At 72.7% G+C, this 24,162-nt stretch carries 17 protein-coding genes and 3 tRNA genes; 15 read left to right on the forward strand and 5 right to left on the reverse strand.

The annotated features are described in order from the left end of the window. Positions 1 to 69: 69 nt before the first annotated feature. Positions 70 to 4,119, reverse strand: coding sequence for an ATP-dependent RNA helicase HrpA (hrpA, locus tag FH609_RS20720; RefSeq protein WP_139672253.1), 4,050 nt, complete (start codon positions 4,117 to 4,119; stop codon positions 70 to 72). A 104-nt stretch (positions 4,120 to 4,223) separates the two neighbouring features. Between hrpA and FH609_RS20725 the strand changes: the two genes are divergently transcribed. After that, positions 4,224 to 5,300, forward strand: a complete 1,077-nt coding sequence (locus FH609_RS20725; RefSeq protein WP_226961844.1) for an ABC transporter permease — start codon at positions 4,224 to 4,226, stop codon at positions 5,298 to 5,300. 93 nt (positions 5,301 to 5,393) lie between these two features. Here the strand turns inward: FH609_RS20725 and FH609_RS20730 are convergent. From FH609_RS20730 to FH609_RS20740, 3 genes are all read right to left on the reverse strand, one after another. Then, positions 5,394 to 5,467: transfer RNA gene (locus FH609_RS20730), tRNA-Phe, on the reverse strand. A 4-nt stretch (positions 5,468 to 5,471) separates the two neighbouring features. After that, positions 5,472 to 5,546: transfer RNA gene (locus FH609_RS20735), tRNA-Asp, on the reverse strand. 285 nt (positions 5,547 to 5,831) lie between these two features. Beyond that, positions 5,832 to 5,904: transfer RNA gene (locus FH609_RS20740), tRNA-Glu, on the reverse strand. Between the two features lie 128 nt (positions 5,905 to 6,032). Between FH609_RS20740 and FH609_RS20745 the strand changes: the two genes are divergently transcribed. From FH609_RS20745 to FH609_RS20805, 14 genes are all read left to right on the forward strand, one after another. Next, complete coding sequence (locus tag FH609_RS20745; protein WP_122183363.1) at positions 6,033 to 6,395, forward strand: metallopeptidase family protein; 363 nt, start codon at positions 6,033 to 6,035, stop codon at positions 6,393 to 6,395. Between the two features lie 326 nt (positions 6,396 to 6,721). After that, positions 6,722 to 8,641: a DEAD/DEAH box helicase gene (locus tag FH609_RS20750; protein WP_139672247.1), complete on the forward strand. Its 1,920-nt coding sequence runs from the start codon at positions 6,722 to 6,724 to the stop codon at positions 8,639 to 8,641. Between the two features lie 937 nt (positions 8,642 to 9,578). Then, entirely contained in the window at positions 9,579 to 10,643 is a 1,065-nt protein-coding gene (locus FH609_RS20755) for a hypothetical protein (RefSeq protein ID WP_226961845.1), read from the forward strand. 51 nt (positions 10,644 to 10,694) lie between these two features. Beyond that, on the forward strand, positions 10,695 to 11,135 hold the full coding sequence (locus FH609_RS31190) for a hypothetical protein (RefSeq protein ID WP_193318053.1): 441 nt from the start codon (positions 10,695 to 10,697) through the stop codon (positions 11,133 to 11,135). Then, a complete protein-coding gene (locus FH609_RS20760) occupies positions 11,132 to 12,433 on the forward strand; it encodes an FAD-dependent oxidoreductase (RefSeq protein ID WP_193318052.1) in 1,302 nt (433 codons plus the stop codon). Before FH609_RS31190 ends, FH609_RS20760 begins: the two co-directional genes overlap by 4 nt. Next, complete coding sequence (locus FH609_RS20765) at positions 12,430 to 13,569, forward strand: glycosyltransferase family 4 protein (RefSeq protein WP_139672238.1); 1,140 nt, start codon at positions 12,430 to 12,432, stop codon at positions 13,567 to 13,569. The genes FH609_RS20760 and FH609_RS20765 overlap by 4 nt, the downstream gene beginning before the upstream one ends. After that, positions 13,566 to 14,468, forward strand: coding sequence for an aminotransferase class IV (locus FH609_RS20770; RefSeq protein WP_139672235.1), 903 nt, complete (start codon positions 13,566 to 13,568; stop codon positions 14,466 to 14,468). The genes FH609_RS20765 and FH609_RS20770 overlap by 4 nt, the downstream gene beginning before the upstream one ends. Before the next feature lie 301 nt (positions 14,469 to 14,769). Continuing rightward, positions 14,770 to 16,182: a class I adenylate-forming enzyme family protein gene (locus FH609_RS20775; RefSeq protein WP_139672232.1), complete on the forward strand. Its 1,413-nt coding sequence runs from the start codon at positions 14,770 to 14,772 to the stop codon at positions 16,180 to 16,182. Between the two features lie 98 nt (positions 16,183 to 16,280). After that, on the forward strand, positions 16,281 to 16,562 hold the full coding sequence (locus tag FH609_RS20780; RefSeq protein ID WP_139672229.1) for a phosphopantetheine-binding protein: 282 nt from the start codon (positions 16,281 to 16,283) through the stop codon (positions 16,560 to 16,562). A gap of 9 nt (positions 16,563 to 16,571) precedes the next feature. After that, positions 16,572 to 17,984, forward strand: a complete 1,413-nt coding sequence (locus tag FH609_RS20785; RefSeq protein ID WP_139672226.1) for a class I adenylate-forming enzyme family protein — start codon at positions 16,572 to 16,574, stop codon at positions 17,982 to 17,984. Between the two features lie 148 nt (positions 17,985 to 18,132). Then, the gene (locus FH609_RS20790) at positions 18,133 to 19,407 is read left to right on the forward strand and encodes an aminomethyltransferase family protein (protein WP_139672223.1); all 1,275 of its coding nucleotides are present in this window, start codon (positions 18,133 to 18,135) and stop codon (positions 19,405 to 19,407) included. Positions 19,408 to 19,502: 95 nt separating this feature from the next. Next, positions 19,503 to 20,237, forward strand: coding sequence for a hypothetical protein (locus tag FH609_RS20795; protein ID WP_139672221.1), 735 nt, complete (start codon positions 19,503 to 19,505; stop codon positions 20,235 to 20,237). Positions 20,238 to 20,272: 35 nt separating this feature from the next. After that, the gene (locus FH609_RS20800; RefSeq protein ID WP_193318051.1) at positions 20,273 to 21,427 is read left to right on the forward strand and encodes a pyridoxal-phosphate dependent enzyme; all 1,155 of its coding nucleotides are present in this window, start codon (positions 20,273 to 20,275) and stop codon (positions 21,425 to 21,427) included. Positions 21,428 to 21,475: 48 nt separating this feature from the next. Next, a complete protein-coding gene (locus FH609_RS20805; protein ID WP_139672215.1) occupies positions 21,476 to 22,492 on the forward strand; it encodes an FAD-dependent oxidoreductase in 1,017 nt (338 codons plus the stop codon). A gap of 100 nt (positions 22,493 to 22,592) precedes the next feature. Here the strand turns inward: FH609_RS20805 and FH609_RS20810 are convergent, their stop codons facing one another. Next, a complete protein-coding gene (locus FH609_RS20810) occupies positions 22,593 to 23,744 on the reverse strand; it encodes a glycosyltransferase (RefSeq protein ID WP_139672212.1) in 1,152 nt (383 codons plus the stop codon). Between the last annotated feature and the right edge of the window lie 418 nt (positions 23,745 to 24,162).

The following is a 24,162-nucleotide window of genomic DNA, read 5'->3' on the forward strand; positions in this document are numbered from 1 at the left end:
CTCTACCCCAGCCGGCAGGTCCCGGGCCAATCGGTTCACCAGCCCCGGGAGGACCGGGCTTTCGCCAGGTCAGGAGGGCTGCGCGGGGGCCAGCGCGTCCACCGCCCTGATGATCCGCTTCTCGGAGACCGGGTAGGCCGTGCCCAGGGCGTGCGCGAAGTAGCTCACCCGCAGCTCCTCGATCATCCAGCGGATCTCCGACGCCCGTTCGGGCACCGGCGTGCCCGGCGCGAACTGCTCCAGCAGCCAGGCGTGTTCGTCCATCATCTCCCTGACCTTGGCCGTCCTGGCCAGGTCGCGCTCCGCCTGGTGGGGCAGCTGCTGGAGCCTGCGGTCCACGGCCTGGAGATAGCGCAGCAGGTCGGGCAGCCGGCGGGCGCCGTGCTCCGTGACGAAGCCCGCGTGCACCAGGCCGTTCAGCTGCTCCCTGACGTCGTCGAGCGCCGGCCGCAGGGTGGCGCCCCGCACGCTGGCCAGCCGCCGCTCGCAGGCGCCCCAGGCCGCCAGCACCTCCCTGACCTGGCGGGTCAGCCGCAGGGTCAGCTCCACGACGTCGGCGCGGACCGCGTCGAAGAGCCTGGTGAAGCCCGCCTCGTCCCACGCCGGGCCGCCGTGCGCCGCGATCAGCTGGTCGGTGGCCGCCGTCACCACGTCGTCGAAGAGCGCGGGCACCGAGCCGTGCGGGGTGCTGGCCAGCGCCAGCTTGCCGGCGTTGTCCAGCTTCCGCTGGGCGAACTTCGCCGGATCGGAAGGCAGGTTGAGCAGCACCAGCCGCCGGGTGCCCCTGGCCATCGCGGCCGTCTGCGCCGGCTCGCTGTCGAAGAGCCGCACCGCGACCGAGCTGCCCTCGTCGACCAACGCCGGGAATGCCTTCACAGGTTGACCGCCGCGCCGGGTCTCCATCACCTTCGGCAGCGTCCCGAGGGTCCACCGGGTGAGCCCCGTGCGCTGCTCCGGCACCCCCGCGCCCGCGTCCGCGCCCTGGGACGCGCCGGCGCGCGCCGCCTTCGCGCCCCGCGCGCCCCCGCTGAAGGCCCGGTCCAGGGCCGCCTGCGCGCGGGGCTTGAAGCGCAGCTTGAGCGCCTCCAGGTCCTTGTCCTCGGGGGCCGGCCCGCCGGTCACCTTGCGGCCGCGCTCGTCCACCACGCGGAAGGTGATCCGCAGATGGGCCGGGACCTTCTCCGTGTCGAAGTCCTCCGGGCCGATCCGCGTCCCGGTCAGCCGCGTCAGCCCGGCGGCCAGCGCCGCGCGCAGCGGGGCGTCCGTCGGCTCGGGCGTCTGCCCCAGGAAGCGGCGGGCGAAGTCGGGCGCCGGCACGCAGTTGCGCCGCAGGGGCTTGGGCAGCGACCTGATCAACTCGGTCACCAACTGCTCGCGCAGGCCCGGGATCTGCCAGTCGAAGCCGGCCGAGGTGACCTGGTTCAGGACCTGAAGCGGCAGGTGAACGGTGACGCCGTCCGCGTCGGCGCCCGGCTCGAACTGGTAGGTGACCTTCAGGGCCAGCCGCCCCTGGCGCCAGGTGTCGGGATAGTCGCGCTCGGTGACCTCGCCGGCCCGCTCGTTGATGAGCATCGACTTCTCGAAGTTGAGCAGATCCGGGTCCTCGCGGCGCTTGTTCTTCCACCAGGAGTCGAAGTGCGCACCGGAGACGACATCCTCCGGAATCCGCTGGTCGTAGAAGTCGAAGAGCGTCTCGTCGTCCACCAGGATGTCCCGGCGGCGGGCCCGGTGCTCCAACTCCTCGACCTCGGCGAGGAGTCGACGGTTGTCCTGGTAGAAGCGGTGGTTGGTCTTCCAGTCGCCCTCCACCAGCGCGTGGCGCAGGAACAGCTCCCGGGAGACCTCCGGGTCGATCCGCCCGTAGTTGATCTTCCGCCGGGCGACGATCGGCACCCCGTAGAGCGTCACCCGCTCGTACGCCAGCACGGCCGCCTGCTTCTGCTCCCAGTGCGGCTCGCTGTAGGTGCGCTTCACCAGGTGTCCTGCCAGCGGCTCGATCCACTCGGGCTCGATCCTGGCGTTGATCCGCGCCCAGAGCCTGGACGTCTCCACCAGCTCCGCCGACATCACCCAGCGCGGCGGCTTCCTGAAGAGCGCCGAGCCGGGGAAGACCGCGAACTTCGCGCCCCGCGCGCCCAGATACTCGTGCTTCTCGGTGTCCTTCAGCCCGACCTGGGACAGCAGCCCCGCCAGCAGCGACTGGTGCACCACCTGGGGGGCGGCGGCCGGCGCCTCCTCGCCCGCCGGCTCCACGCCCATCGTCCTGCCGACCTGCCGCAGCTGGCTGAAGATGTCCTGCCACTCGCGTATCCGCAGGTAGTTGAGGAACTCGCTGCGGCACATCCGCCGGAACGCCGAGGAGGACAGCGCCCGTTGCCGTTCCCGCACGTACTCCCAGAGCGCCAGCAGCGCCATGAAGTCCGAGTCCTCGCCCGGGCCCTGGCGGAACCGCGCGTGCTGCGCGTCGGCCTGCTGCTGCTTGTCGGCGGGGCGCTCGCGCGGGTCCTGGATGGAGAGCGCGGCGACGATCACCATCACCTCGCGGACGCAGCCGTTCCGTTCCGCTTCCAGCACCATCCGGGCCAGCCTCGGGTCCACCGGCAGCCGGGAGAGCTTGCGGCCCGTCTCGGTCAGCCGGGAACCGGCCAACGCGCCCAGCTCCTCCAGGAGTTGGACGCCGGCCTTGATGCTGCGGTGGTCCGGCGGGTCGATGAACGGGAAGCGCTCCACCTCGCCCAGGCCCGCCGCGTTCATCTGGAGGATCACCGAGGCCAGGTTGGTGCGCAGGATCTCGGCGTCGGTGAACTCGGGGCGGGCGAGGAAGTCCTCCTCCGAGTAGAGGCGGACGCAGATGCCGTCGCTGGTGCGCCCGCAGCGGCCCTTGCGCTGGTTGGCGCTGGCCTGCGAGATCGGCTCGATCGGCAGCCTCTGCACCTTGGTGCGGTGGCTGTAGCGGGAGATGCGCGCGGTGCCCGGGTCGATCACATAGCGGATGCCGGGAACGGTCAGCGAGGTCTCGGCCACGTTGGTGGCCAGCACGATCCGCCGGCCGCTGTGGCGTTGGAAGACCCGCTGCTGCTCGCCGTGCGAGAGGCGCGCGTAGAGCGGAAGGACCTCGGTGTGCGGCAGCCGCCGTTTCTCCAGGGCGTCGGCGGTGTCCCTGATCTCCCGCTCCCCGGAGAGAAAGACGAGGATGTCGCCGGGGCCCTCGGCCATCAGCTCGTCCACCGCGTCGGAGATCGCGGTCACCTGGTCCCGGTCGACGTCGCCGCCCGCGTCGTCCTCGCCGTCCCCGCCCGGGCTCTCCTCCAGCAGCGGCCGGTAGCGCACCTCCACCGGGTAGGTCCGGCCGGAGACGGAGACGATCGGCGCGGCCTCGCCCCGCGCGTCGCGGAAGTGGTGGGCGAAGCGCTCGGGGTCGATCGTCGCCGAGGTGATGATCACCTTCAGGTCGGGGCGGCGCGGCAGGAGTTGGGCGAGATAGCCCAGCAGGAAGTCGATATTGAGGCTGCGCTCGTGCGCCTCGTCGATGATGATCGTGTCGTACTGCCGCAGCTCGCGGTCCTGTTGGATCTCGGCGAGCAGGATGCCGTCGGTCATCAGCTTGACCAGGGTCCGGTCGCTGCCCTGGTCGGTGAAGCGGACCTTGAAGCCGACCACCTCGCCCACCGAGCCGCCCAGCTCCTCGGCGACCCGCTGCGCCACCGTGCGCGCCGCGATCCGGCGCGGCTGGGTGTGGCCGATCAGGCCGCGCACCCCGCGGCCAAGCTCCAGGCAGATCTTGGGGATCTGGGTGGTCTTCCCCGAGCCGGTCTCGCCGGCGACGATCACCACCTGGTGGTCGCGGACGGCCGCCAGGATCTCGTCCTTCTTCTGGCTGACCGGCAGCTGCTCGGGATAGACGATGGCCGGCACGGCGGCCCGGCGACGCTCGACCCGCTGCTCGGCGGTGTCGACGGCCTGGGCGATCTCGGCGAGCACGGCCTGCCGGGCGGCGGGCTTCCTGACGCGGCGGGCGCCTTCGAGCCGGCGGCCGAGCCGCAGTTCGTCGGCGAGGCTCAGCGACGGGAGGCGGTCGGCGAGGGCCGAGAGGGAGACGGGGGAGGTGTCGGTAGACATACGGAGTCCAGAATCTCACCTTCGCGCGGCGGGCGGCGAGCCGATATCGGGCCTGGCGCGTTCTGTCTGTTACGCGGCTTTTGGTCATTAGGGTGCGCTATGTGATGGGTCAGGGGTCGTCCGGGGAGCACCGGCCGTCGGCGGAGGGCGGGACGTTCCTGCCGGCCCTGGTGATCTCGCTCATTCTGAGCGTCTCCGCCGGGATCTTCGCCGGCTCCTACAGCTACGCCATGGCCAACCCGACGCCGCGCACCCTGCCGGTCGCGGTGGTGGAACGGCCGGGGGCGAGCGCTGCGGACGAGACGGCCGCCGTCGACGCGTTCCTGCGGGCGCTGGAGCGGGGGCTGGACAGCTCGATCGAGACGCGGCGGGTGGAAAGTTATCAACAGGCTGTGGAGGAGATCGAGGGGCAGCGGGTCTTCGCCGTCGTCGGGGCCGCCCGGGGCGGCCCCGACGACGGGGGCGGTTCGGGGTCGGCCGGCTCGGGGGACGGGAGCGGCGCCCGGCTGGAGCTGGACCTCGCGGGGGCGGCCGGCGCCTCCGTCGCCGAACTCCTGGAACGCGCGGCGCCGAAGGCCGCCCGGGAGACGGGCAACGAGATCACCGTCCGGGACATCAGGCCGCTCCACCCGGGCGACCCCCGGGGGCTGGCCCTCTTCTACATGAACCTGGCCGTGGTCATCTGCGGCTTCCTCGGCGCGATCCAGCTCGGCGTGCACGCCTCACGGCTGCGGCCGCTGGAGCGGATCGGGGTGATCGCCGGCTACTCGCTGCTGGGTGGGCTGTGCGTGGTAGCGGCCGTCGACTGGCTGCTGGACGTGGTGCCGCTGCCGTTCCCCCAGTCCTGGCTGACGCTGGCGGCCACGATGTTCACCGCGGGGATGCTCTTCACCATGTTCAACACGCTCCTGGGGCGCTGGGCGTTGATCCCCACCTGGGCGCTTCTCGTGCTGCTCGGCAACCCCTCCTCGGGAGGAGCGGTCTCCTGGCCGCTGCTCCCCTCGGTCCTCGGCACGGTCGGCCGCTGGCTGCCGCCGGGCGCCTCGGTCAACGCCCAGCACACCGCCGTCTACTTCTCCGGACACCAGCACGCCCAGCCCTATCTGGTGCTGGCGGGCTGGTCGGCCCTGTCCTGCGCGGTGTTCTGGACCTGGCGCCGGCGCCACCCGGGCGGGCGGTGAGCGGGGACTTTCCGGCGATGGGGTAGTTCAGGGGAGGCGCCAACGGGAAAGACCCCGGCCGGCGGGCCAGGGTCTCGGGTGAATCAAGAGGTGTGGCTGGGGCCGGGATCGAACCGGCGACCTTCCGCTTTTCAGGCGGACGCTCGTACCAACTGAGCTACCCAGCCGAAGCGGTCCTGACGGGATTTGAACCCGCGGCCTCCACCTTGACAGGGTGGCGAGCACTCCAAACTGCTCCACAGGACCCGGCTGTCCGCCGACGGGGAAGACGGTGAAAACGCTCACCGTGTGCCACCGGTCGGCATCGCTGGATCAGCGTATCACGCGGAGGAGGGGCCTCCGCACCGCTGTGCGGGCGGCCGTCAGGCGTGTTGGGCCGGGGCGCTCGGGGCGCGAAGTCGCAGCTCGGAGGGGGGAGTTGGGGCCGAGGAGACCGTGGCCCCGGACCGGGAGCAAGGAGAGAACGGAGAGGTCGCGCACCGTGGAGAGACCACAGGGCTTGGCGCGACGAAACAGCGCGACGGAACGAGGTACCCCCGACGGGATTCGAACCCGCGCTACCGCCTTGAAAGGGCGGCGTCCTGGGCCACTAGACGACGGGGGCCTGGAAGAGCCCACGGAAACACCGCCGGTGGGCCCGAGCAGCATAGGCGATCGCGAGGCCCATCGGCAAAACGCTTGTGCGCCGCCGGCCATTCCCCTCGACCGCCGCCGTGCGGAAGAATCGCCGGCGTGCTGGAGATGACGCGTGAGGAGTTCGAGGGGCTGGTCAGCGAGGCGCTGGACCGGATTCCGCCGGAGCTGACCCGGCTGATGGACAACGTGGCGGTCTTCGTCGAGGACGAGCCGCCGCCGGAGGACCCCGAGTTGCTCGGCCTCTACGAGGGCACGCCGCTCACGGAGCGTGGCGAGTGGTACGCGGGGGTGCTGCCGGACCGGATCTCCGTCTACATGGGGCCGACGCTGCGGATGGTCGCGCGCGAGGGCGGCGACCGGGAGCTGGTGGTGGCCGAGGTGGAGATCACCGTCGTGCATGAGATCGCTCACCACTTCGGCATCGACGACGAGCGGCTGCACTCCCTGGGCTACGGCTGACCGGCGCCGGCGCCGGCGCCGGCGCCGTTAGGCGGCGTGCGGGGCGCGGCGTGCGGTCGCGGCGTGCGCCGGGAGGGCGCAACGGGCACCGGGAGAACGCAACTCGCCCTGGGAGAAGGGGAATCGGGGCGCGTTTGCGCCCCGGGCGAAGCCGTGCGTATGCTTGTAGATCGTTTGATCCCATTGCCCGGCGCCCCTGTGAAGCGCGCCGCGTGGCGCGTACCTCCTCTCTCACCGTGGCTGATCGCATCGCAGGCGGTCCAGAGCACCTACGGAGCTAAAGGCGCGTGCCGACGACTCAGAACTCCGGAAGGTTCTCACCCCGCATGACTCTCACCACGCCCGAGGCCGTATTGCCCTTGGACGACGAGCCCACCATGACCTTCGCCGATCTCGGACTTCCCCAGGAGATCGTGCGCAAACTCGCGGAGAACGGCGTCACCACCCCGTTCCCGATCCAGGCCGCCACCATCCCCGACGCGCTGGCCGGCCATGACATCCTCGGCCGGGGCCGCACCGGCTCCGGCAAGACCCTCAGCTTCGGGCTGCCGCTGCTGGCCAGGCTGGCCGGCGGGCGCACCCAGCCCAAGCGGCCGCGCGCCGTCATCCTCACCCCGACCCGCGAGCTGGCCATGCAGGTGGCCGACGCGCTGGAGCCCTACGGCAACGTGCTGGGCCTGCGGCTCAAGGTGGTCTGTGGCGGCACCTCCATGGGGAACCAGATCTACGCCCTGGAGCGCGGTGTCGACGTGCTGGTGGCGACGCCGGGCCGGCTGCGCGACGTGATCGGCCGCCGGGCCTGCTCGCTGGACGACGTGTCGGTCGCGGTCCTCGACGAGGCCGACCAGATGGCCGACCTGGGCTTCCTGCCCGAGGTCACCGAGCTGCTCGACCTGGTGCCGCCGGGCGGCCAGCGGATGCTCTTCTCCGCGACCCTGGAGAACGAGATCGACTCCCTGGTCAAGCGGTACCTGGTCGACCCGGTGAGCCACGAGGTGGACGCGGCGCAGGGCGCGGTGACCACCATGAGCCACCACGTGCTGATCGTGAAGCCGCGCGACAAGGCCCCGTTGACGGCGGCCATCGCCAGCGGCGAGGGGCGGACCATCGTGTTCGTCCGCACCCAGCTGGGCGCCGACCGGGTCGCCGGCCAGCTGCGCGAGGCGGGCGTGCGCGCGGACGCGCTGCACGGCGGGATGACGCAGGGCGCGCGGACCCGGACCCTCGCGGACTTCAAGGACGGCAGGGCCAGGGTGCTGGTGGCCACCGACGTCGCCGCCCGTGGCATCCACGTCGACGGCATCGACGTGGTGCTCAACGTGGACCCGGCCGGTGACCACAAGGACTACCTGCACCGTTCGGGCCGCACCGCGCGGGCCGGGCGTTCCGGGACGGTCGTCTCGCTGGCGCTGCCGCACCAGCGGCGGACGATCTTCCGGCTGATGGAGGACGCGGGCGTCGACGCCGCCCGGCACACCATCGGGCGGGGCGACCTGTTCGCGCCGGACGTGGCGGACATCGTGGGCGCCCGTTCGCTGACCGAGGTGCAGGCCGAGGCCGCGATGGGCGCGGCCCAGCACGCGGAGCGCGAGGTGGCGCGGCTGGCGCGGGAGTTGGAGAAGGCCAAGACGCGCGCGGCCGAGCTGGTCGACGAGGCGGAGCGGCTGACGGCGCGGGCCGCGCGGGAGCGCGGCGACGACCCGGCCGAGGCGATCGCCAAGTCCGCCGAGGCCAGGGCGGAGTCCCTCGCCGAGGCGGAGCGCGAGGCCGAGCGGGAGGCGCTGCGCGAGGCGCGGCGGGCCGAGAAGGCCGCCCGGGTCGACGCGGCGCGCAACGAGCGCGGCGGCGACCGTGGCGAGCGCGGTGACCGGGGCGGGTTCCGCAGGGACGGGCACCGGGGCGGCGGGGACCGTGGCGGGTTCCGTCGCGACGACCGGCCGCGCGGCGGCGGCGAGCGGGGCGGGTTCCGGGACGACCGGCGCCCGCACGCGCGGCGCGAGGAGGGCGGCTTCCGGCGCGAGGGCTTCCGGGGCGGCGAGCGCGAGGGCGGCGGCTTCCGGCGCGAGGGCTTCCGGGGTGGCGAGCGCGAGGGCTTCCGTCGCGACGACCACCGTGGCGGGTTCCGTCGCGACGACCGCCCGCGCGGCGGCAGCGACCGGGGCGGCTACCGGGGCGAGCGTCCCGGCGGCTCCTCCTCGTCCTTCGACCGCCGGGCGGACAAGCCGCGCTGGAAGCGCGAGGACTGACCGCGGCAAGCGGAGCCGAGACACCACTCGACAAAGACAAAGGGGCACCCCGCCGGTCCGCCGGCGGGGTGCCCCTTTGGTTTTTGTGGGGGGCTTTCCGTCCGGCCGGGCGGGACCCCTCCGTGCTCGCGTCAACTGCGACGATCACCTCGGAATTCATGTCGCCGGCCTGTCGTGTGACACCACGGAGGCCCATTCGAGGTGGTCGCGCTTTCTGTGTGGCAATGATGAAGCTCGGCGCCAGGCATTCGCCTTCTGCCGAGTTTAATTCAGCTCGACACCGGTCAACGAATGACGGGGCGTCTCCGAACTGGAGCGCAGGTTAGCTTGTTTGCCACGGCGTTGTCACTGGTCGTTCATTTTCTCCGACGAGCCGGGGAAAGGAGTCGCGGAGTGACTGCGCAGGGTGATCGTGCGGTCGTCGCCCGACGGGTTGTCAGGTCTCCCGGGGTGGCTTAGACTCGCCACAGTTTGCAGTTGGAACTGGTGATGCATGTCAAAACCGCAGGCATGAATCATGGTGTGAGCAGTAGCAAAGTTGCTTTGGGGAGGTGGGCGCGGTCATCCACATCCTGGACCCGAGCCGTTTCCGTGCCCTGTGTCAGACCTTCCGAAGTGCGCTTAAGCAACGCGGAAATCCCGCACACCCGCTCACTGTCGTCCGCGTGCCCGGCCGACGCGGGCCGGCCGTGGTTGAGTACGGCACATTCTGAACTACCTTGCACATTGTCGCTCGATGGTGCCTGTCCTTACCGGGCAACAGTCGCTCTCTCACGGTGTGTGGATGCTCCGGGGGGCAGGGAATTTTCCGAAAGGTAGAGTCTTGGCTGAGCGGACGCAGCACAGCGGAAAACTGGCAGACCATCCTGTGGCGCGGCCCGAACCGGACGCACAGGACGGCGCGGGGTTGCCGGATTCGGACTCCACGGTGACGACCGTGGCCATCGACTCACTGCTGCCCGCCGATTCGCCCCGGTTGGGAGGGCAGAACCCGCAGCACGTGGAGCTGCTGGCGCGGCTGGAGTACCGGCTGCCGCCGATCCTCGTGAACCGCGCGACGATGCGCGTCATCGACGGAATGCACCGCGTCGAGGCCGCCCGGCTGAGAGGCGACCGCCACATCGAGGCGCGGTTCTACGAGGGGCACGGCGAGGACGAGTTCGTGGTGGCCGTCCGGTTGAACACGCGACACGGGCTGGCCCTCAGCCAGCGGGACCGCTCGGCGGCCGCTCTCAGGATCATGCGGTCGCATCCCACCTGGTCGGATCGGAGGATCGCGTCCGTCGCGGGGATCTCGCCCGCGACCGTGGGCGCCATCCGGCGGCGTTCAACTGACCAGTCCGGTCAGTTGAACTCGCCTCGCGTGGGGCGCGACGGCCGGGTCCGTCCGGTCGACGCGGCCGACGGAAGGGAACGCGCGAGGCGGTTCCTGGTCGAGCACCCGGAGGCGTCGCTCCGGGAGATCGCCGCCGCCGCCGGCATCGCCCCCGCCACCGCCAAGGACGTGCGCGAGCGGGTGCGGCAGGGACGGGACCCGCTGCTCGCGTCGCAGCGGCGCCGGCGCGCCCCGGCGGAGGCCGCCGTCACGGCGGACGTCGCGCCGGCCGTCGCGCGGGAGAGGCGGGCCGCCGGGGGCCAGGAGCCCCCGCCCGACGCCCCGCGGACACAACCGGTGTCAACGGCGGTCGCGCGCCATCTCACCAGCGCGAACGTGACGTTGCACCCGATCCTCCACATCCGGGGCGCCCAGGCGCTGATCCTCAGGTTGCAGCGCGATCCGGCCCTGCGGCTCAACGAGCAGGGACGGTTACTGCTGCGGCTGCTCAGCGCGCACGCCGACGATCAGCAGTGGCGCCGCCTCGCGACCACGGTGCCGGCGCACGCCAGGGAGTCCGTCGCCCAGGTGGCGCGGCAGTGCGCCGCCGTCTGGCTGGACCTGGCCTCCTCGCTGGAGGCGCAGAAGGCCGAGGGACCCAGGGCGGAGGTCGGGCCGTCGACCTGACCACGCCCCGGCACGTGCCACCCGGTCAGACGGAAACGGAAGGAGAGGCCGATGGAGGCTCGGACACCGCTGCGCGTCGGCTCGGCGACGGTGTGGGCCGACCCCGCGTCCGGCACCGTTCGCTTCGGGGAGCCACGGCGGAACCGCACGGTGCTCGCCGGACTCGCCGCCGCGACCTATGTGATCGCGCAGGAGAACCAGGTCCTCGTGGCGGTCCACGAAGCGGACGAGGTGCTGCGTTTCTCGCTCGCCGGGCCCATCCCCACCGCGCTGGGGCCGCTGGTGAAACCGGCCTGGTTCTCGGTGGTCGAGTCCACCCTCGACGATCCGCGACACCCGGTGAAGGACTGGCTGGAGATCGGCGTGCACGGTGGGTCCGAATCCTGGTGTTGCAGCATTCCTCGGGGAAAACTCCCGAAGGCGCAGAACGGCCTCGTCCGACGGGGACTTCAGCTGACGTACATCACCCGCATCAGGGTGAGCGGTCAGTGACGGCGCACGAGACGGCGGGCTCGCCGTCCCCCCTCGACGTCGCGTCGGACACGGTGTCGGACCCGGTGAACGGCGCGCCGGCGGAGCTGCGTTGGCCGGGAGCGGTCGTCGTCGGCGGCGGCGTCACCGCACTCCTGACGGCCGTCGAACTGGAGGCGCGCGGCGTGCCGGTGTTGGTTATCGAGCGGGACAGCCTCTGCTCGGGCCAGACCGGGAAGTGCCACGGCTGGCTCCACCGGGGCGCCGTGTTCCTCGACGCGCCGCCCGAGGACATCGACCAGCTGGACCGGGGGGCCCGACGCTGGGATCGGCTCATCAGCCGGACGGCCGCCCGCGACGCGGTGGTGACCTGCGAGGTCGTCGGCGTGAAGGACGAGACACGCGACGGGATCGTCGGCACCTGGGAGCGGCTCGGCCTGGGCCGCGTGCCGGCCGAGGCGGTCGGGGCCGGGCCCTGCCGCTGGCGCCTGACCGGCCCGGAGACCGCGATCCGGCCGCTGGACGTGCTCCGGGAGATCCTGGAGCGGTCGACCGTCGCGCTGCGGAGCGGCCATGTGCTCCGGCTCGACCCCGACCGCACCGGCACCACCGCGACATCCGTCCTGGTGCGGGCCGGGCAGCGGAACGTCCGCGTGCGCGGCGACAGCTTCGTGTTCGCCAACGGGGAGGGCATCCCCGGCATCTTCCTCGACGCCGACGTCTCCGCCCGCATCGCCAGGCGCCAGTCGTTCATGCTGGTGGTGCGCTCGGCGGCGGTCGGCGACAGAGGGCTGCTGATACCGGAGCAGGAGGCGTCCCACCTCTTCGCGGTGCCGCGCGGCCGGGCCACGGACACCAGCAGACACCTGCTGGTGTCGGACTTCATCAGCTATGCGCCGAGCACGGACATCAGCCATGCGCGTTCCGCCTGGCTGGCCGGCATCCGGCCGACCCTGCGGCGCTTCCTCCCCGACCTCTGGAACGACGACGACGCCCTGTGGGGCGTGTACCCGGCGGTGAAGGTCGAACCGCTGCGGGATGTCGCGCTCGGCATCTCCCCCATGGCCGTTCTGCCCACGCCGTACCGCAACGTCCTGGTCGCGGTCCCCGGAAAGCTGACCCTGGCCCCGCTCCTCGCCGAACGACTGGCGGACACCGTCGTTCCCCACATCAGGTCGGGCGGCCGAGGGGGCCGATCCCACCCGGAGGCCGGAGTCTCCCTCGACGACCTCCCGGCGGCCCCCTGGGGCCCCGAAGAGTGGGAAGTGACCCCGTTGGTGCGGCGAGAGACCCTCTTCCCCGAGGACGTCACCTCATGAGAATCGTTCTTGTCGCCGACCGCGACCTCCCGGCGGAGGGCGACTGTTCCCGGGACCCCCGCGTCCTGGTCGCCGGGCTCCGCGATCTGGGGCACGAGGTGACCCTCCTGCCGCTCGCAGACGGCGGCCCACCCGGAGAGGACGGGGAACAGCCGCGCGCCACCGGGCCCGACGAGGCGATATCGCCGGTGCCGACGCGCGCCCGGCAGGGGCTGGCGCGCCTGACCGTCCCACCCGACGCGATCCTCGGCATGGGCCCGGCGGCGCCGGTCACCTCGGCGGTCCTCGCCGACTCGCTCGGCGTTCCGCTGCTCCTCCTGCTTCCCTCGGACTTCTTCGGCCAGGACCCTCCGGCGCCCGGCTACCTCCGCCTCGTCTGCCGGCGCCTGCCCTCCTCGTGCCTCCTGGTGGAGTCGGAACGCCAGAGTCGGGCCGCCGTGCGGCACGGCGCCGACCCGCACCGGGTCTTCGTGGTGCCGCCCGGCGTGCGGCTCGCCCCGTTCGCGCCGCGCGTCGAGGACGGCGCGAGGCGCGAGGCGCCGTCGTCGCGACGGCTCCGCGTGTTCTGTGACGTGTCCGCCATCGACCTCGACGACCAGCGCTTCGTGGCCGCCCTGCTCGACCGGCTCGGCACCGAGCGCCGGCGCCGCGTGCACGCCGTGGTGCTCGCGGCGGGGGAGGAGCGCCCCGGCCCGGCCGACGACATCTGGAGCGGGAGGGACGCCACCACGCTGGTGCGCGACCGTGGGGCCCTGCCCGCCCTGCACGCCGACAGCGACGTGGTGCTCGTGCCCAGCGCGTCCGGCCGGGGAACGCTCCCCGCCCTGCGCGCGCTGGCGGCGGGGCGCCCCCTGGTCGCGGCGGACTGTCCGCAGAACCGGGACGTGGTCAGCAGCGTTCGGCACGGCGTGCTGGCCCAGCCGGGGCGGCGGGACGAGTGGCTCGACAAGCTGGACTACCTGCTCACCGAGCCCTCCGTCCGTTCCCACATCGGCAGGAGCGCCCGATCCCACGCGGAGGTCCGCTTCGCGCTCCCCCACGCGCTCGGGCGGATCGAGGAGTGCCTCACGGCGGCCGTCGCCGCCTGGCGGTATGTGCCGACAAACGACCCGTGGACACAAGGAGAAGGATCATGAGTGCCGAGCAGAACGGCGCCGTCTGGGCCGACGGCGAACTCCGGGAGTGGTCCGACCTGTCCGTGCCACTCATGTCGGACGCCGTGGTCCGCGCGGCCAGCGTGTTCGACGGGATGCGGGCCGACCTGACGGCCGACGGCCGGGTCCGGCTGCTGAGCGGGCGGGCGCACGCCCGGCGCCTCCTGCGCCACGCGCGCGCCCTTCGGCTGCCCGTCGCCTACGACGCGGAGGAGGTGCTGCGGGCCGCCTCGGTCGTCGCCCGCGCGGAGTTCTCCGCCACCGGGGCGACCGTCGCGTATGTGCGGCCCATGGCGGTCGGCGCGCGGGTCACGGACGACGCCGGCGGGTGCAGCCTGACGATCGCGGCGTTCGCCCAGGAGCCGAGGGAGTACGCGACGGTGCGGACGCAGGTCTCCGCCCTGCGGCGGCCGGCGCCCGACTCCCTGCCGGCGCAGGTGAAGGCGGTGGCCAACTACCAGCTCACGCGCCTCGCCCGGCTCGCCGCCCGGGCGGCCGGCTACGACGACGCGCTCCTCCTCAACCCGGAGGGCCGCCTGGCGGAGGCGGCCGGCGCGGCGGTGCTCGTCGAGCGCGACGGCGCGGTCGTCACCCCGCCGCCGTGGGAGGGGTGCCTGCCGTCGATCACCGTGGACGTGGTGGAGCGTCTCGCCGCCGAGGTGGGCGTCCCCTTCACCCGGGCGCCGGTGACCCTGACGGACGTCCACACGGCGGACGGCATGGCCCTGGCCGGGACGCTGGCGGAACTCGTGGACGTCTCCCGCGTGGACGACCTCGACCTCCCGACCGGCTCGGCGCTCTCCGTGCTCCGCAAGCACTACCTGGCCGCGCTGACCGGGAGCGAACACTCCCCGCTCCTCGAATTCGTGGAATTCTCCTGACGTTCCGGCCGGAATCTCCCAGAAAGGGCTGACCGAGTCACAACATTCGGCGAACGGTCGGAAACCGCCGTGCGCCCACCCGTTGAAGCGGGTGCGCGCACGGCTGTTCCCACGTGTGCGACACCGCTTTCTTCCGCGCGTTCACATGCGCTCGACGAACAGTTGACGACGCGTTGTGCGGTGGTGTGACCTTGTCGAGTCGAACAGGCTGCGGGGGATTTTCTCCCTCCTTCGAGGAGCGGAAATCGGCCTCGATTTCCAGCGCCCGGACAAGCCTGACGTGGATATCGAGGAGGCGCACATGGCGAGCATCGTCAACGCAGTGCTGGAAAGGGAGAACGACGACCGGCCGGCCATTGTCGGGGACGGGCGCACCACGTCGTACCGCGCGCTCGCGGAACTCACCCGCAGGCTCACCGAGGGACTTCGCCGCACCGTGCGCCCGGCCGAGGCGGACGTCTGTCTGGTCATCTCCCACCCCGGTCTCGAGGAGTCGCTCGCCCTGACGCTCGCCGGCTGGTCGCTGGGCCTGCGGGTCGCGGTGCTGCCGCCCTATCTGAAGGACCGGGAGCTGGAGTTCGCGCTCGCGGCGTGCGAGCCCGTCGTGAAGGTCTCGGACGTCACGCCCGACGGCTCGGGGACGCTGTCCTTCGCCACCCTGCTCCAGGCGCCCCCGGGTCCCGTCGGCGACGCCGCGAAGGACGCCACCCACGAGACCTTCACCAGCGGCACCACCGGGCACCCCAAGTGCGTGGACCGGCCGGTCAGCCGGCTCGACGCCGACATCGAGCAGCTGGTCACCGCGACGGGCCTCACCGCGGACGACCGGGTGACGGCCATGACCACGGCGCTCTCCACGACCTCCGTGCTGCCGGCGCTGGTCGCCGGGGCCGCCGTGGTGACCGTCCCCGTCCAGTCGCCGCGCCAGTTCTGGCAGGCGATCGGCGAGCGGGAGATCACGGTGATGTCGGGAACGCCGTACTCCTACGAACTCGCCGTGCGCAGGCGGCCCGAGCCGGCGCAGACCAAGCGGGTGCGCCTCGCCCTGACCACCTCGGCCCGGCTGCGCCCCTCGACGATCCACCGGCTGCTGTCGGAGACCGGGATCGCGCCCCGGAACATCATGTGCAGCAGCGAGTCGGGGCACATCGCGTTCAACGCATCGGACGACCCGGAGATCCTGGCCACCTCGGTCGGCCGGCCGCTGGACGGCGTGGAGGTCGAGATCCGCGCGGAGGACGGCACCGTGCTGCCCGAGGGGCAGGAGGGCCGCGTCTGCGTCCGGAGTCCCTTCACGGCCGTCAGGTACCGGAACAACGCCGAGGAGAGCGCGGCGGTGTTCCAGGGCGACTGGGTCGTCAGCACCGACATCGGCTACCGGGACCGGGACGGCTTCATCCGCCTGACGGGCCGCGACGACCACAAGATCTACTTCGGTGCCGCGAAGCTCGACCCCCAGGAGATCGAGGACACCCTGCTGCGGCACCCGGGCGTCGAGGACGTGCTCGTCGTCGGCGAGGACCACGACCGCCTCGGGCAGACGCCGGTCGCCCGCGTGGTGGCCGCCCCCGGCACCTCGGCCGAGGAGCTGCTCGGCCACTGCCGGGAACAGCTCAGCGCCACGAAGATTCCGCAGAAGATCGAGTTCGTGTCGGAAATCCCCAAGGACTTCAAGGGGCAGCCGAAAAGGCCGAAGTACTTCCGTTTCGAGTAACAGCCGCCCCGTCGCAGTGATTCTCCGAGACAGCACGAGAGCGCGGTGAACGGCGACCGCCCCCGGCCGCGCTCCCACGACACGGAAAGCGAACGCTCATGGCAGATCGGCCCACCGAGGAGAACAACGTCCGCGAGCGCGTCCTCGCCGTTGTGGAGAACATACTCGGCTATCCACCGGACGCCGAGAAGGACGACCTGAGCGGTCTCGACTCCCTTCAGGTCCTGGAACTCCTCGTCCTGTTGGAGGAGGAGTTCGACATCGACTCCGACGAGATCGTCGAGGCGCAGCTCGACTGGTGGACCTCGCTGAACGGCCTGGTCTCGTCGATCACGTCGCTCACCGAGGGAAAACGCGCCGGAGAGCGGCAGCACGGTTAGGAACCGGCGATGACTGTGGAAAGAGAGACCCTTCTCGAACTCCTCCGCCGGAGCCGGGGCTCCGTGGTCGTGGACGGCCGCCGGCACAGCGCCACCGAACTGGTGGCGGCCGCGCGCGGCGCGGCCGCCGGCCTCGCGGCGCGCGGCCTGGGGCGGGACGACGGCGTCCTGCTCGTCGACGACGGCGGCGGGGTCGAACTGCTCGCCTCCCTCCTGGGGGCCTGGTGGGTCGGCGCCCGGCCGGCCGTGGTGGCCGCCTCGGCGGAGCCCGACGCGCTGCGCGCGATCCGGGACCAGACGGGCGCCGCGCTGCTCGTGCGAGCCGGCCCGTCGCCGGAGGGCGACGCCGCCGCCTACGCCGAACTCCTCGCCGCCGACGCCGCGTCGGCCCCGGCCGAGCGCTGCCGGCCCGGGGACATCGCGCTGGACATCGCCTCCTCGGGCACCACCGGCACCCCGAAGTGCGTGAGCTTCAGCCACGCGGGGCTGGCCAACAACGTCGGCGCCTACGCCCGGCGCCTGGAGCTGACCGGCGACGACGTCCTCTACTCGCCGCTGCCCCTGTCGGTCGCCGGCGTGCTGGGCATGGTCCTCCTGCCGGGCCTGCTGGCGGGCGCCACGGTGCATGTCGGGCGGCTCGGCGGGGCGCGGATCGCGAAGGCCCACCGCCAGGTGCGCCTCGTGCGGCCCACGCTCGTCTACGGCGTCCCCTACATGTACGAGGTGCTTGCCAGGGGCGGGCCAGGGGACGGCTACGACGCCCTCAGGTGGGCGATCTGTAGCTCCGCGCCCCTTCCCGGTGCCACCTTCGACCGGGTCAGCGAGCATCTCGGGGTTCCCCCGCGCAGCTCCTACTGCCTGGCCGAGGCCGGGACCGTGACCCTCAACACCTCCTCCGACCCGGCGACGCTGCGGGAGACCGTCGGCGAGCCGCTGGACGGGATGACGGTGCGGGTCGAGCCGGCGGCCGACGGCTCGTCCGGGGGCCGGATCGTCGTCGGTGGCTCCGGCCACGGCGTCGGCTACCGCGAGGCCGGTGTGCTGCGGCCGTTCCCCGACGGTGAGGTGCGCACCAGCGACCTCGGCACGCTCGACGGCGGAACGCTGACGCTGGCGGGGCGGGCCGACCAGGTCATCCAGGTCGCCGGCCAGAACGTCGACCTCTCCCATGTGCACCGGCTCGTCAGCGGATGCCCGGGGCTCGGGGACTTCGCCCTGCTCGTCGAGGCGCATCCGCGCCTGGGCCCGGTGCCGGTCCTGGTGGCGGAGTCGCGCTCGTTGAGCGTCTCCCCGCGTCAGGTTCTCGCCTTCTGCCGCTCGGTGCTGCGGGATGTCGAGGTGCCGCGCGAGGTGCGCGTCGTGGCGGAGCTGCCCCGGACGGACACCGGAAAGGTCCGGCTGACCAGCGGAGGCCGGACATGAACGAGACGGCCGTCAGCCGGCCGACGCACCCGGCGGCGAGCCCCGCCGCGCACCCGGCACAGAACCCGGCACAGAACCCGGCAGCGAACCCGGCAACGCATTCGTCAGCGGACCCGCAGACGAACCCGTCAGCGAAGGAGACCAGAGGGTGACCCCCAACCCGTCCACGGCCCTGGCCCTCCGTCCCTGGGACCTGGGGCCGCGCTTCGACCTCGGCCCCGCCATCCCCTTCCCGGCCGACGGCTGGGCGTGGCGCACGCTGCCGCCCGAGCACCCGGCCATCCTGGCCCGGCCCAGGGCGCTGCGCAGGAACGACCCGGGCGATGCCCTCGGCGCGATCGCCGAACGGTACGGCGAGCCGGAGTCCTACTGCGTGCTCGGCGGCAACGTCGCCTCCGTCAGCACCTGGCGGGGCACCCCGTTCACGGACCAGTACGCGGCGCTGACCGAGGGGACGGGGGCGTTCCCGTGCGGCGGGATGTACTACTTCTCCGTCGCTGGTCCGCACGCGGCGGACCTCCTGAACTTGCTCACGCCCCGCAGCGTGGACCTGCTGGAGGTCGGCCAGGCCAGCTTCGTGATCTTCACGACCCCGGAGGGGACCGTCGACACGGAGGGCGTCGTGCTGCGGGTCGCCGACGAGACGTTCCACCTGTCCGTCGGCGGCGACACCCGTCCGCCGACCTGGCTGCACGACGCCATCGAGAGGTTCCCCGACACCCGGGTCGAGGAGGCGGACCTCAGCTCCTTCAACCTCAAGGGCCCGCGGCGGCTGGCGGCCATGACGGAGCTGCTCGCCGACGAGTTCGCCGGACCACTGGCCCGTCTTGGCCGGTTCCGTGGCCTCCCGGTCCGCACCCGGGGCGGCGCGGACGCCTGGGTGGTCAGGACCGTGATCGGCGTCGAGCTGTGGGGCTCGGCCGAGGTGATGAACGAGGCGTGGCGGGCGATGGTCGCCCGCCCCGAGCGCTACACGCCGTGCGGCTGGGACGTGTTGGCGACCTACCGGCTGGAGTGCCCTGAGTTCGCCTTCTACCTGTGCCCGCTGGACATCCACCGGGGCACCTACCTCCTCGACGTCGGCCTGGAACACGTCGTCTCGCGGCGGAAGCAGCCCCCCTACGTGGGGTGGGAGGCGCTTCAGAAGCCGGCCCAGTTCGGCGGCCGGATGTGGATGGCCGGCCTGGAGGCGGACAGCCCCGAGGCGCCTCGCCGCTCCGTCGGGGAGCGCGTCTCCGGCATCGACGCCGAGGCGCCGACCGGATATGTGACGTCGGCCGGGTACTCGCCGAAGGCCGGGCGCGAACTCTGCTTCGCGCACCTGCCCGTCGAGATACCCGCCTCCGGAACCGTGCGGTTCGAGGACGGAACGACCTGGCGGGCGCTGCCCCTGCCGATCCTCGCCGAGCGGACGACCGGCTGATGCCGCCCGACGTTCCCGATCGACCGGCGCGCCCCGCACGGCGGGTGGCGGCGTCGGCTCGCCGACCAAGGCCGACGAAGTAAGGGGTCAAGGACATGAGTGACGTGACAATGGAGTTCGTCCTGATGCTGACCGAACGGGATGTGACCATCCCCGACGCCCTGGAGGTGTACGGCGGGCTGGCGGTGGACGGCCTCCGCCATGTCGCCTTCAAGGACGTCGGCGCGGAGCCGGGCGCCCTCGCCGAGCTGACGGCCGCCGTGCGCGCCGACGGCGGGTCCGTCCTGCTGGAGGTCGCCGACATGAGCGAGCGAGGGCAGGAGGAGGGCGTCCAACTCGCCGTCGACCTCGGGGTGGAACGCGTCGTCGCCGCCTGGCGGCCCGACGTCGCGGACGCTCTGAAGGGGGACGACACCCCGGAGTACTGGCCGTTCGTCGGCACCCTCTCCGGGAGCCCGCTCGCGCTGGAGAGCACGCCGGAGGAGATGGCGGACCAGGCCCGCGAGGTGACCGCCTCGGGCTCAGTCGGCGGAGTCGTGGTGATGCCCTACCGCCAGGACGCCTTCGACGCGACGGCCCTGCTGGGCGCCGTCACCGCCGAGGTCGAGGTGCCGGTCCTGGTCGCCGGCGGCGTGTCGGGGGCGAGCCAGATCGAACGCATCGCGGAGGCCGGGGCCTGGGGCTTCACCATGGGCAGCGCCCTGCTCCGCGACCGAGCGGCCGACCCCGCCTCGGTCGGCCGGCGGATCACCGAGGTGCTCGGGATCTGCCGTGACCTGCCGCCCATGCCCCGCCCAAACCACCGAGACCGTCACCGGGTTGGTCGCTGAGTCGGTCACCGGGTTGACTGAGAAGGGAGAACGCGGTGCCGTTTGTCTGCTCTGACTGCCGCGATGTCGTTCAGGACACGGAGGGGCCCACGGAGTGGGGCTGTGCCCGCTGTGACGGGTCGCTGCGACCGACGTTCGACGCCTACGAGAAGTGGGACCAGGCCGTTCTCGACATCCCCGGCGTGGGCCGGTACGGGAGGCTGCTCCCGGTGCGCGAACCCCGGCGGCTGGCCAGCGCCGACGCGGCCCTCCGGCCGTTGGACAGCCCGCACCTCGCGAGGGTGCTGGGCGTCGCCTCGGTGCGGCTGCTGCCGCAGACCCTGAACGAGACCGGAACGTTCAAGGACAACGAGGCCGTCCTGCTGGCGGCCAAGTGCGCGGAGTGGGGACTCGACTCCGTCTGTATGCACAGCTCCGGCAACACGGCCCGGGCCTACCAGCACTATCTGGAACGGGAGGGGACCCGGGTCACCGGCTTCGTTCCCGAGGCGTCCGCGTACAAGTGCGTCACGACCGAGCTGGGCCGTTCCTCCATCGTCGCCGTGCCGGGCACCATGGTGTCGGCGGCCGACGCCGCCATCGCGCACAGCCGGGAGCACGGCGCCGTGCGGCTCGCCCCCAGCCAGTGGAAGATCGAGGGCAAGGCCCCGCTGGGCCTGGCCATCGCCGAACACTGCCAGGACACCACGCTGATCGCGGTGACCATCGCGAGCGGATACGGCCCGCTGGGCATGGAACGTGGCATCCGGCGCGCCCGCTCGGCGGGTCTGCCGGCCCCCGCCGTCCACTCCTACCGGCTCTTCCAGGCGGCCGACGCCGGGGTGCTGGGGGCGGCGATCCGGGAGGGGCGGGAGGAGATCGCCCCGGGCGACATGATCGCGCCGGAGGACGCGTTCGAGCCGACGCTCCAGTCGACGAACCCGACCCGGACCCTGCCGCTGATGAGGAGTCACCTGGCGGCGACCGGCTCGCGGATCGACCCCGTGACGCCCGAGGAGGTGGAGCGGAACGCCGAGGTGTTCCTCGAACGCTGCGCCGAGCTGGGCGTGCCGCTCGACTACACCCTGGAGAAGTCGGCCTTCATCTGCTGGGCCGGCCTGGTGGGCGCGGCCGGGCGGGGGGAGCTGCGGCCGGACGAGCGCCTCACCGTCGTGGTGAGCGGCTCGGCCCCGCAGGAGCACGGGTCGTAGCGTGGGCGGCCGGGCGAGACGGGCCGACGGCGACGGGGCGGGCCGCTCATGAGGCGGGCCGATGTCGTCGTCGTCGGCCTCGGCGTGCACGGGAGCGCCGTCAGCGCCGAACTCGCCGCGCGTGGGCGGCGGGTGGTGGGGGTCGAGCGCTCCGGCGCCGACCAGGTGTGGGGCGCCTCCCAGGGGCCCGTCCGCATGGTGCGCGAGAACGACGCCCAACGCCCGTGGCTCGCCCCGCTGGCGCGGGAGTCCGTGGAACGGTGGCGCCGGCTGTCCGGGCCGGACGGGCGCGCCGTCCTCCGCCGCGTGCCGGCGGTGCTGCGCGGCCCGGCGGACGCGGCCGGGCCGGCGGCCGGCAGCGACCCCGACGCCGGGCTGCTGGACGCGCGGGCGAGCGTGCTCGCGCTCCGCGAGAGCGCCGTCGAGCGGGGCGCCGAGCTGCTCTTCGGGCGCCACGCCGGCCTCGCCGCGCGCCGCCCCGTGGGGCCGGGGCCGGCGCGGCTGCGGGTGGGCGGCGAGGACGTGGCCGCCGACCTGGTGCTGCTGTGCGCCGGCGCGTGGAGCGCGCACCACCCGGGGTGGGCGCGGCTGCCCGGGCTCCGCGTGGAGCCGGCGCCCATGCAGCTCGCCACGTTCGAGGGGGCCGGGGACCCCTCGGTTCGCGACGCCTTCCACCTGTTCGCCGAGGGCGACGAGCGCTTCTGCGTCGTCCCGCTCGGCGCCGGCGGCCGGCTCCAGTTCGGCCACTTCTCGGCCCCCGCCTCGGTGGCCCACGTCGGCGCCCTGGAGATTGCGCGGGAGAGCCGGCGCCGGGACCTCGCCGCGCTGCGGCGTCACTTCCCCGCACTGGGCCGGATCGGGGAGCACACGACGGTGCAGGGCCGCCACACGCTGTCGCCCGACGGCTCGTTCGTCCTGCGGTGGGTGGCGCCCCGGGTGGCGACGCTGGTGGCCTGCTCGGGGATCGGGTTCAAGTTCGCCCCGGCCATCGCCCGCCGGGTCGCGGCGGCGGTCTGCGGGGAGCGCGGCCCGCTGGACGGGGTCCGCGTCGAACGGTGGGACTGAGCACGTCGAACGGGGACGGGCGGCGAGCGTCGCACGTGGGCCGGGCCCGGTGGGCCGGGAGGATCTCCCGGCCCACCGTCGCGTCGTGGCGCGGTCCCTCTCAGGCCCGGAGGCCCTCGATGCTGTCCACCGCGCCCGCCGCTCCCGGCATGGCGCGGAGCATCTCGCTCGCCCGGCTCGTCGCCGCGCTGATCGCCGGGTCCTCGATGACGCGGGCCAGGAGTTGGGAGAGCGCGCGCGGCCTGAGGTCCAGCACGGAGGCGTGGACACCGCAGCCCAGGGACTCGATGCGGTCCGCGTTGTACACGCGCTCGTAGTTCTGCCCGGGGCACGCGACGGAGGGCACCGCGTGGTAGAGCGAGGCGAGCGAGGTGCCCTGGCCGCCGTGGAAGAGCAGGCCCCGGCACTCCGGGAGGAGTTCGTCGATCGGCAGGTAGTCGAAGAGCGTCAGGCGGTCGTCGAACCGCTCGACGCTCCCGTTGGCGTTCGTCACGCACCAGATCCGCAGGTCGGCCAGCTCGGCGGTGCGCGCCAGGGAACGGATCATCGTGTCCGAGTTCCAGCCGACCGTGCTCAGATACGCCACCACCAGCCGCTCCGGGCGCGGCGGCAGCTCGTCGAGTCCGCGCCGGTTGAAGCCGTCGAGGTAGCCGACGTAGGTCAGTCCCGGCACGTCGGCCAGCTCGGGTTCGAAGGCGGGGAAGCTGCTGGCGATCTTGCGGTCCGCCGACCAGAAGAGCAGCTCGGGGAAGGTGTCGACGGTGCGCCCGAGATAGCGTCGCGCCGTGCGTCGGGCGAGGTCGTCGAGGGGATGCCCCTCGGGTCGGTTCTCGGGCCGCTGGAGCCGGGGATCGGTGCCGATCGAGGCCATGCCGACCAGCGGAACGCCGGCGCGCAATGCGGAGACGGTCGCGGTCGGTCGCATGTCGGCGACGATGGCGTCGGGGCGGAAGTCGTCGATCACCTGGCGTTCCCACTCGATCAGTTGGTCCCAGTAGTCGCCGTCGTCGAGCGAGAGGGCCGTGAAGACGTCGTAGATGTCGTCGATCGTCGTCGCCATGTTCTCGCCCCGCACGCCCTCGAAGTCCCGCACCTCGAAGTCGTTCTCCCGCAGCAGCCGGGAGGTCGGCGGGCACGCGTGGAACAGCACCCGGTGTCCCCGCCGTCTTGCCTCCTGGGCGATCGCCAGCTGGTAGACGGTGCAGCCCCAGGTCCCGGTCGCTGAGGGGTAGGGCATGAAGAGCAGCTTCATTGTGTTCGCCTCATCCTTGTGCGGCTTGTGCGGCGGACGCGATCTCGGGCATCGGATGCGCCGGGTGGACGGCCGCTCGGGACTCGTCCGACGTCCCGGCCCGGGCGCGCACCATCGAGGGGTGTCGCGGCACTCGGGACCTCGGCGCCGCACCGCAGGGGGCGCGGGCGCGTGGGGACGGTGTCTTCCGGTGCGGCGGACAGGGCGCGCGGGTTTCCGGTTTCGCCGGGTCTCCGGTTTCGCGGTTTTCCGGCGACGAGGCCGTCATCGTACGGGAGCGACCCCGCGAACCTCGAGTGCTCATGTGGCGGAACTGCTTTCTTTGCTGAATCTTCGCGGGCTTTGCTGAACGCCTCCTGTGCGGTGTCCTTGCGGCCTTCCGTGCTTGCGATCGTGCGTGGTAGCGTGCAGCGCGGCC

The organism is Streptomyces sp. 3MP-14 (assembly GCF_006334905.2).
GTDB lineage: Bacteria > Actinomycetota > Actinomycetes > Streptomycetales > Streptomycetaceae > Streptomyces > Streptomyces triticirhizae.

Excerpts from the sequence above, each read along its gene's own strand:
- hrpA (WP_139672253.1), bottom strand. The coding sequence starts at position 4,119 with ATGTCTACCGACACCTCCCCCGTCTCCCTCTCGGCCCTCGCCGACCGC.
- FH609_RS20725 (WP_226961844.1), top strand. The coding sequence starts at position 4,224 with ATGGGTCAGGGGTCGTCCGGGGAGCACCGGCCGTCGGCGGAGGGCGGG.
- FH609_RS20750 (WP_139672247.1), top strand. The coding sequence starts at position 6,722 with ATGACTCTCACCACGCCCGAGGCCGTATTGCCCTTGGACGACGAGCCC.
- FH609_RS31190 (WP_193318053.1), top strand. The coding sequence starts at position 10,695 with ATGGAGGCTCGGACACCGCTGCGCGTCGGCTCGGCGACGGTGTGGGCC.
- FH609_RS20765 (WP_139672238.1), top strand. The coding sequence starts at position 12,430 with ATGAGAATCGTTCTTGTCGCCGACCGCGACCTCCCGGCGGAGGGCGAC.
- FH609_RS20770 (WP_139672235.1), top strand. The coding sequence starts at position 13,566 with ATGAGTGCCGAGCAGAACGGCGCCGTCTGGGCCGACGGCGAACTCCGG.
- FH609_RS20775 (WP_139672232.1), top strand. The coding sequence starts at position 14,770 with ATGGCGAGCATCGTCAACGCAGTGCTGGAAAGGGAGAACGACGACCGG.
- FH609_RS20780 (WP_139672229.1), top strand. The coding sequence starts at position 16,281 with ATGGCAGATCGGCCCACCGAGGAGAACAACGTCCGCGAGCGCGTCCTC.
- FH609_RS20785 (WP_139672226.1), top strand. The coding sequence starts at position 16,572 with ATGACTGTGGAAAGAGAGACCCTTCTCGAACTCCTCCGCCGGAGCCGG.
- FH609_RS20795 (WP_139672221.1), top strand. The coding sequence starts at position 19,503 with ATGAGTGACGTGACAATGGAGTTCGTCCTGATGCTGACCGAACGGGAT.
- FH609_RS20805 (WP_139672215.1), top strand. The coding sequence starts at position 21,476 with ATGAGGCGGGCCGATGTCGTCGTCGTCGGCCTCGGCGTGCACGGGAGC.
- FH609_RS20810 (WP_139672212.1), bottom strand. The coding sequence starts at position 23,744 with ATGAAGCTGCTCTTCATGCCCTACCCCTCAGCGACCGGGACCTGGGGC.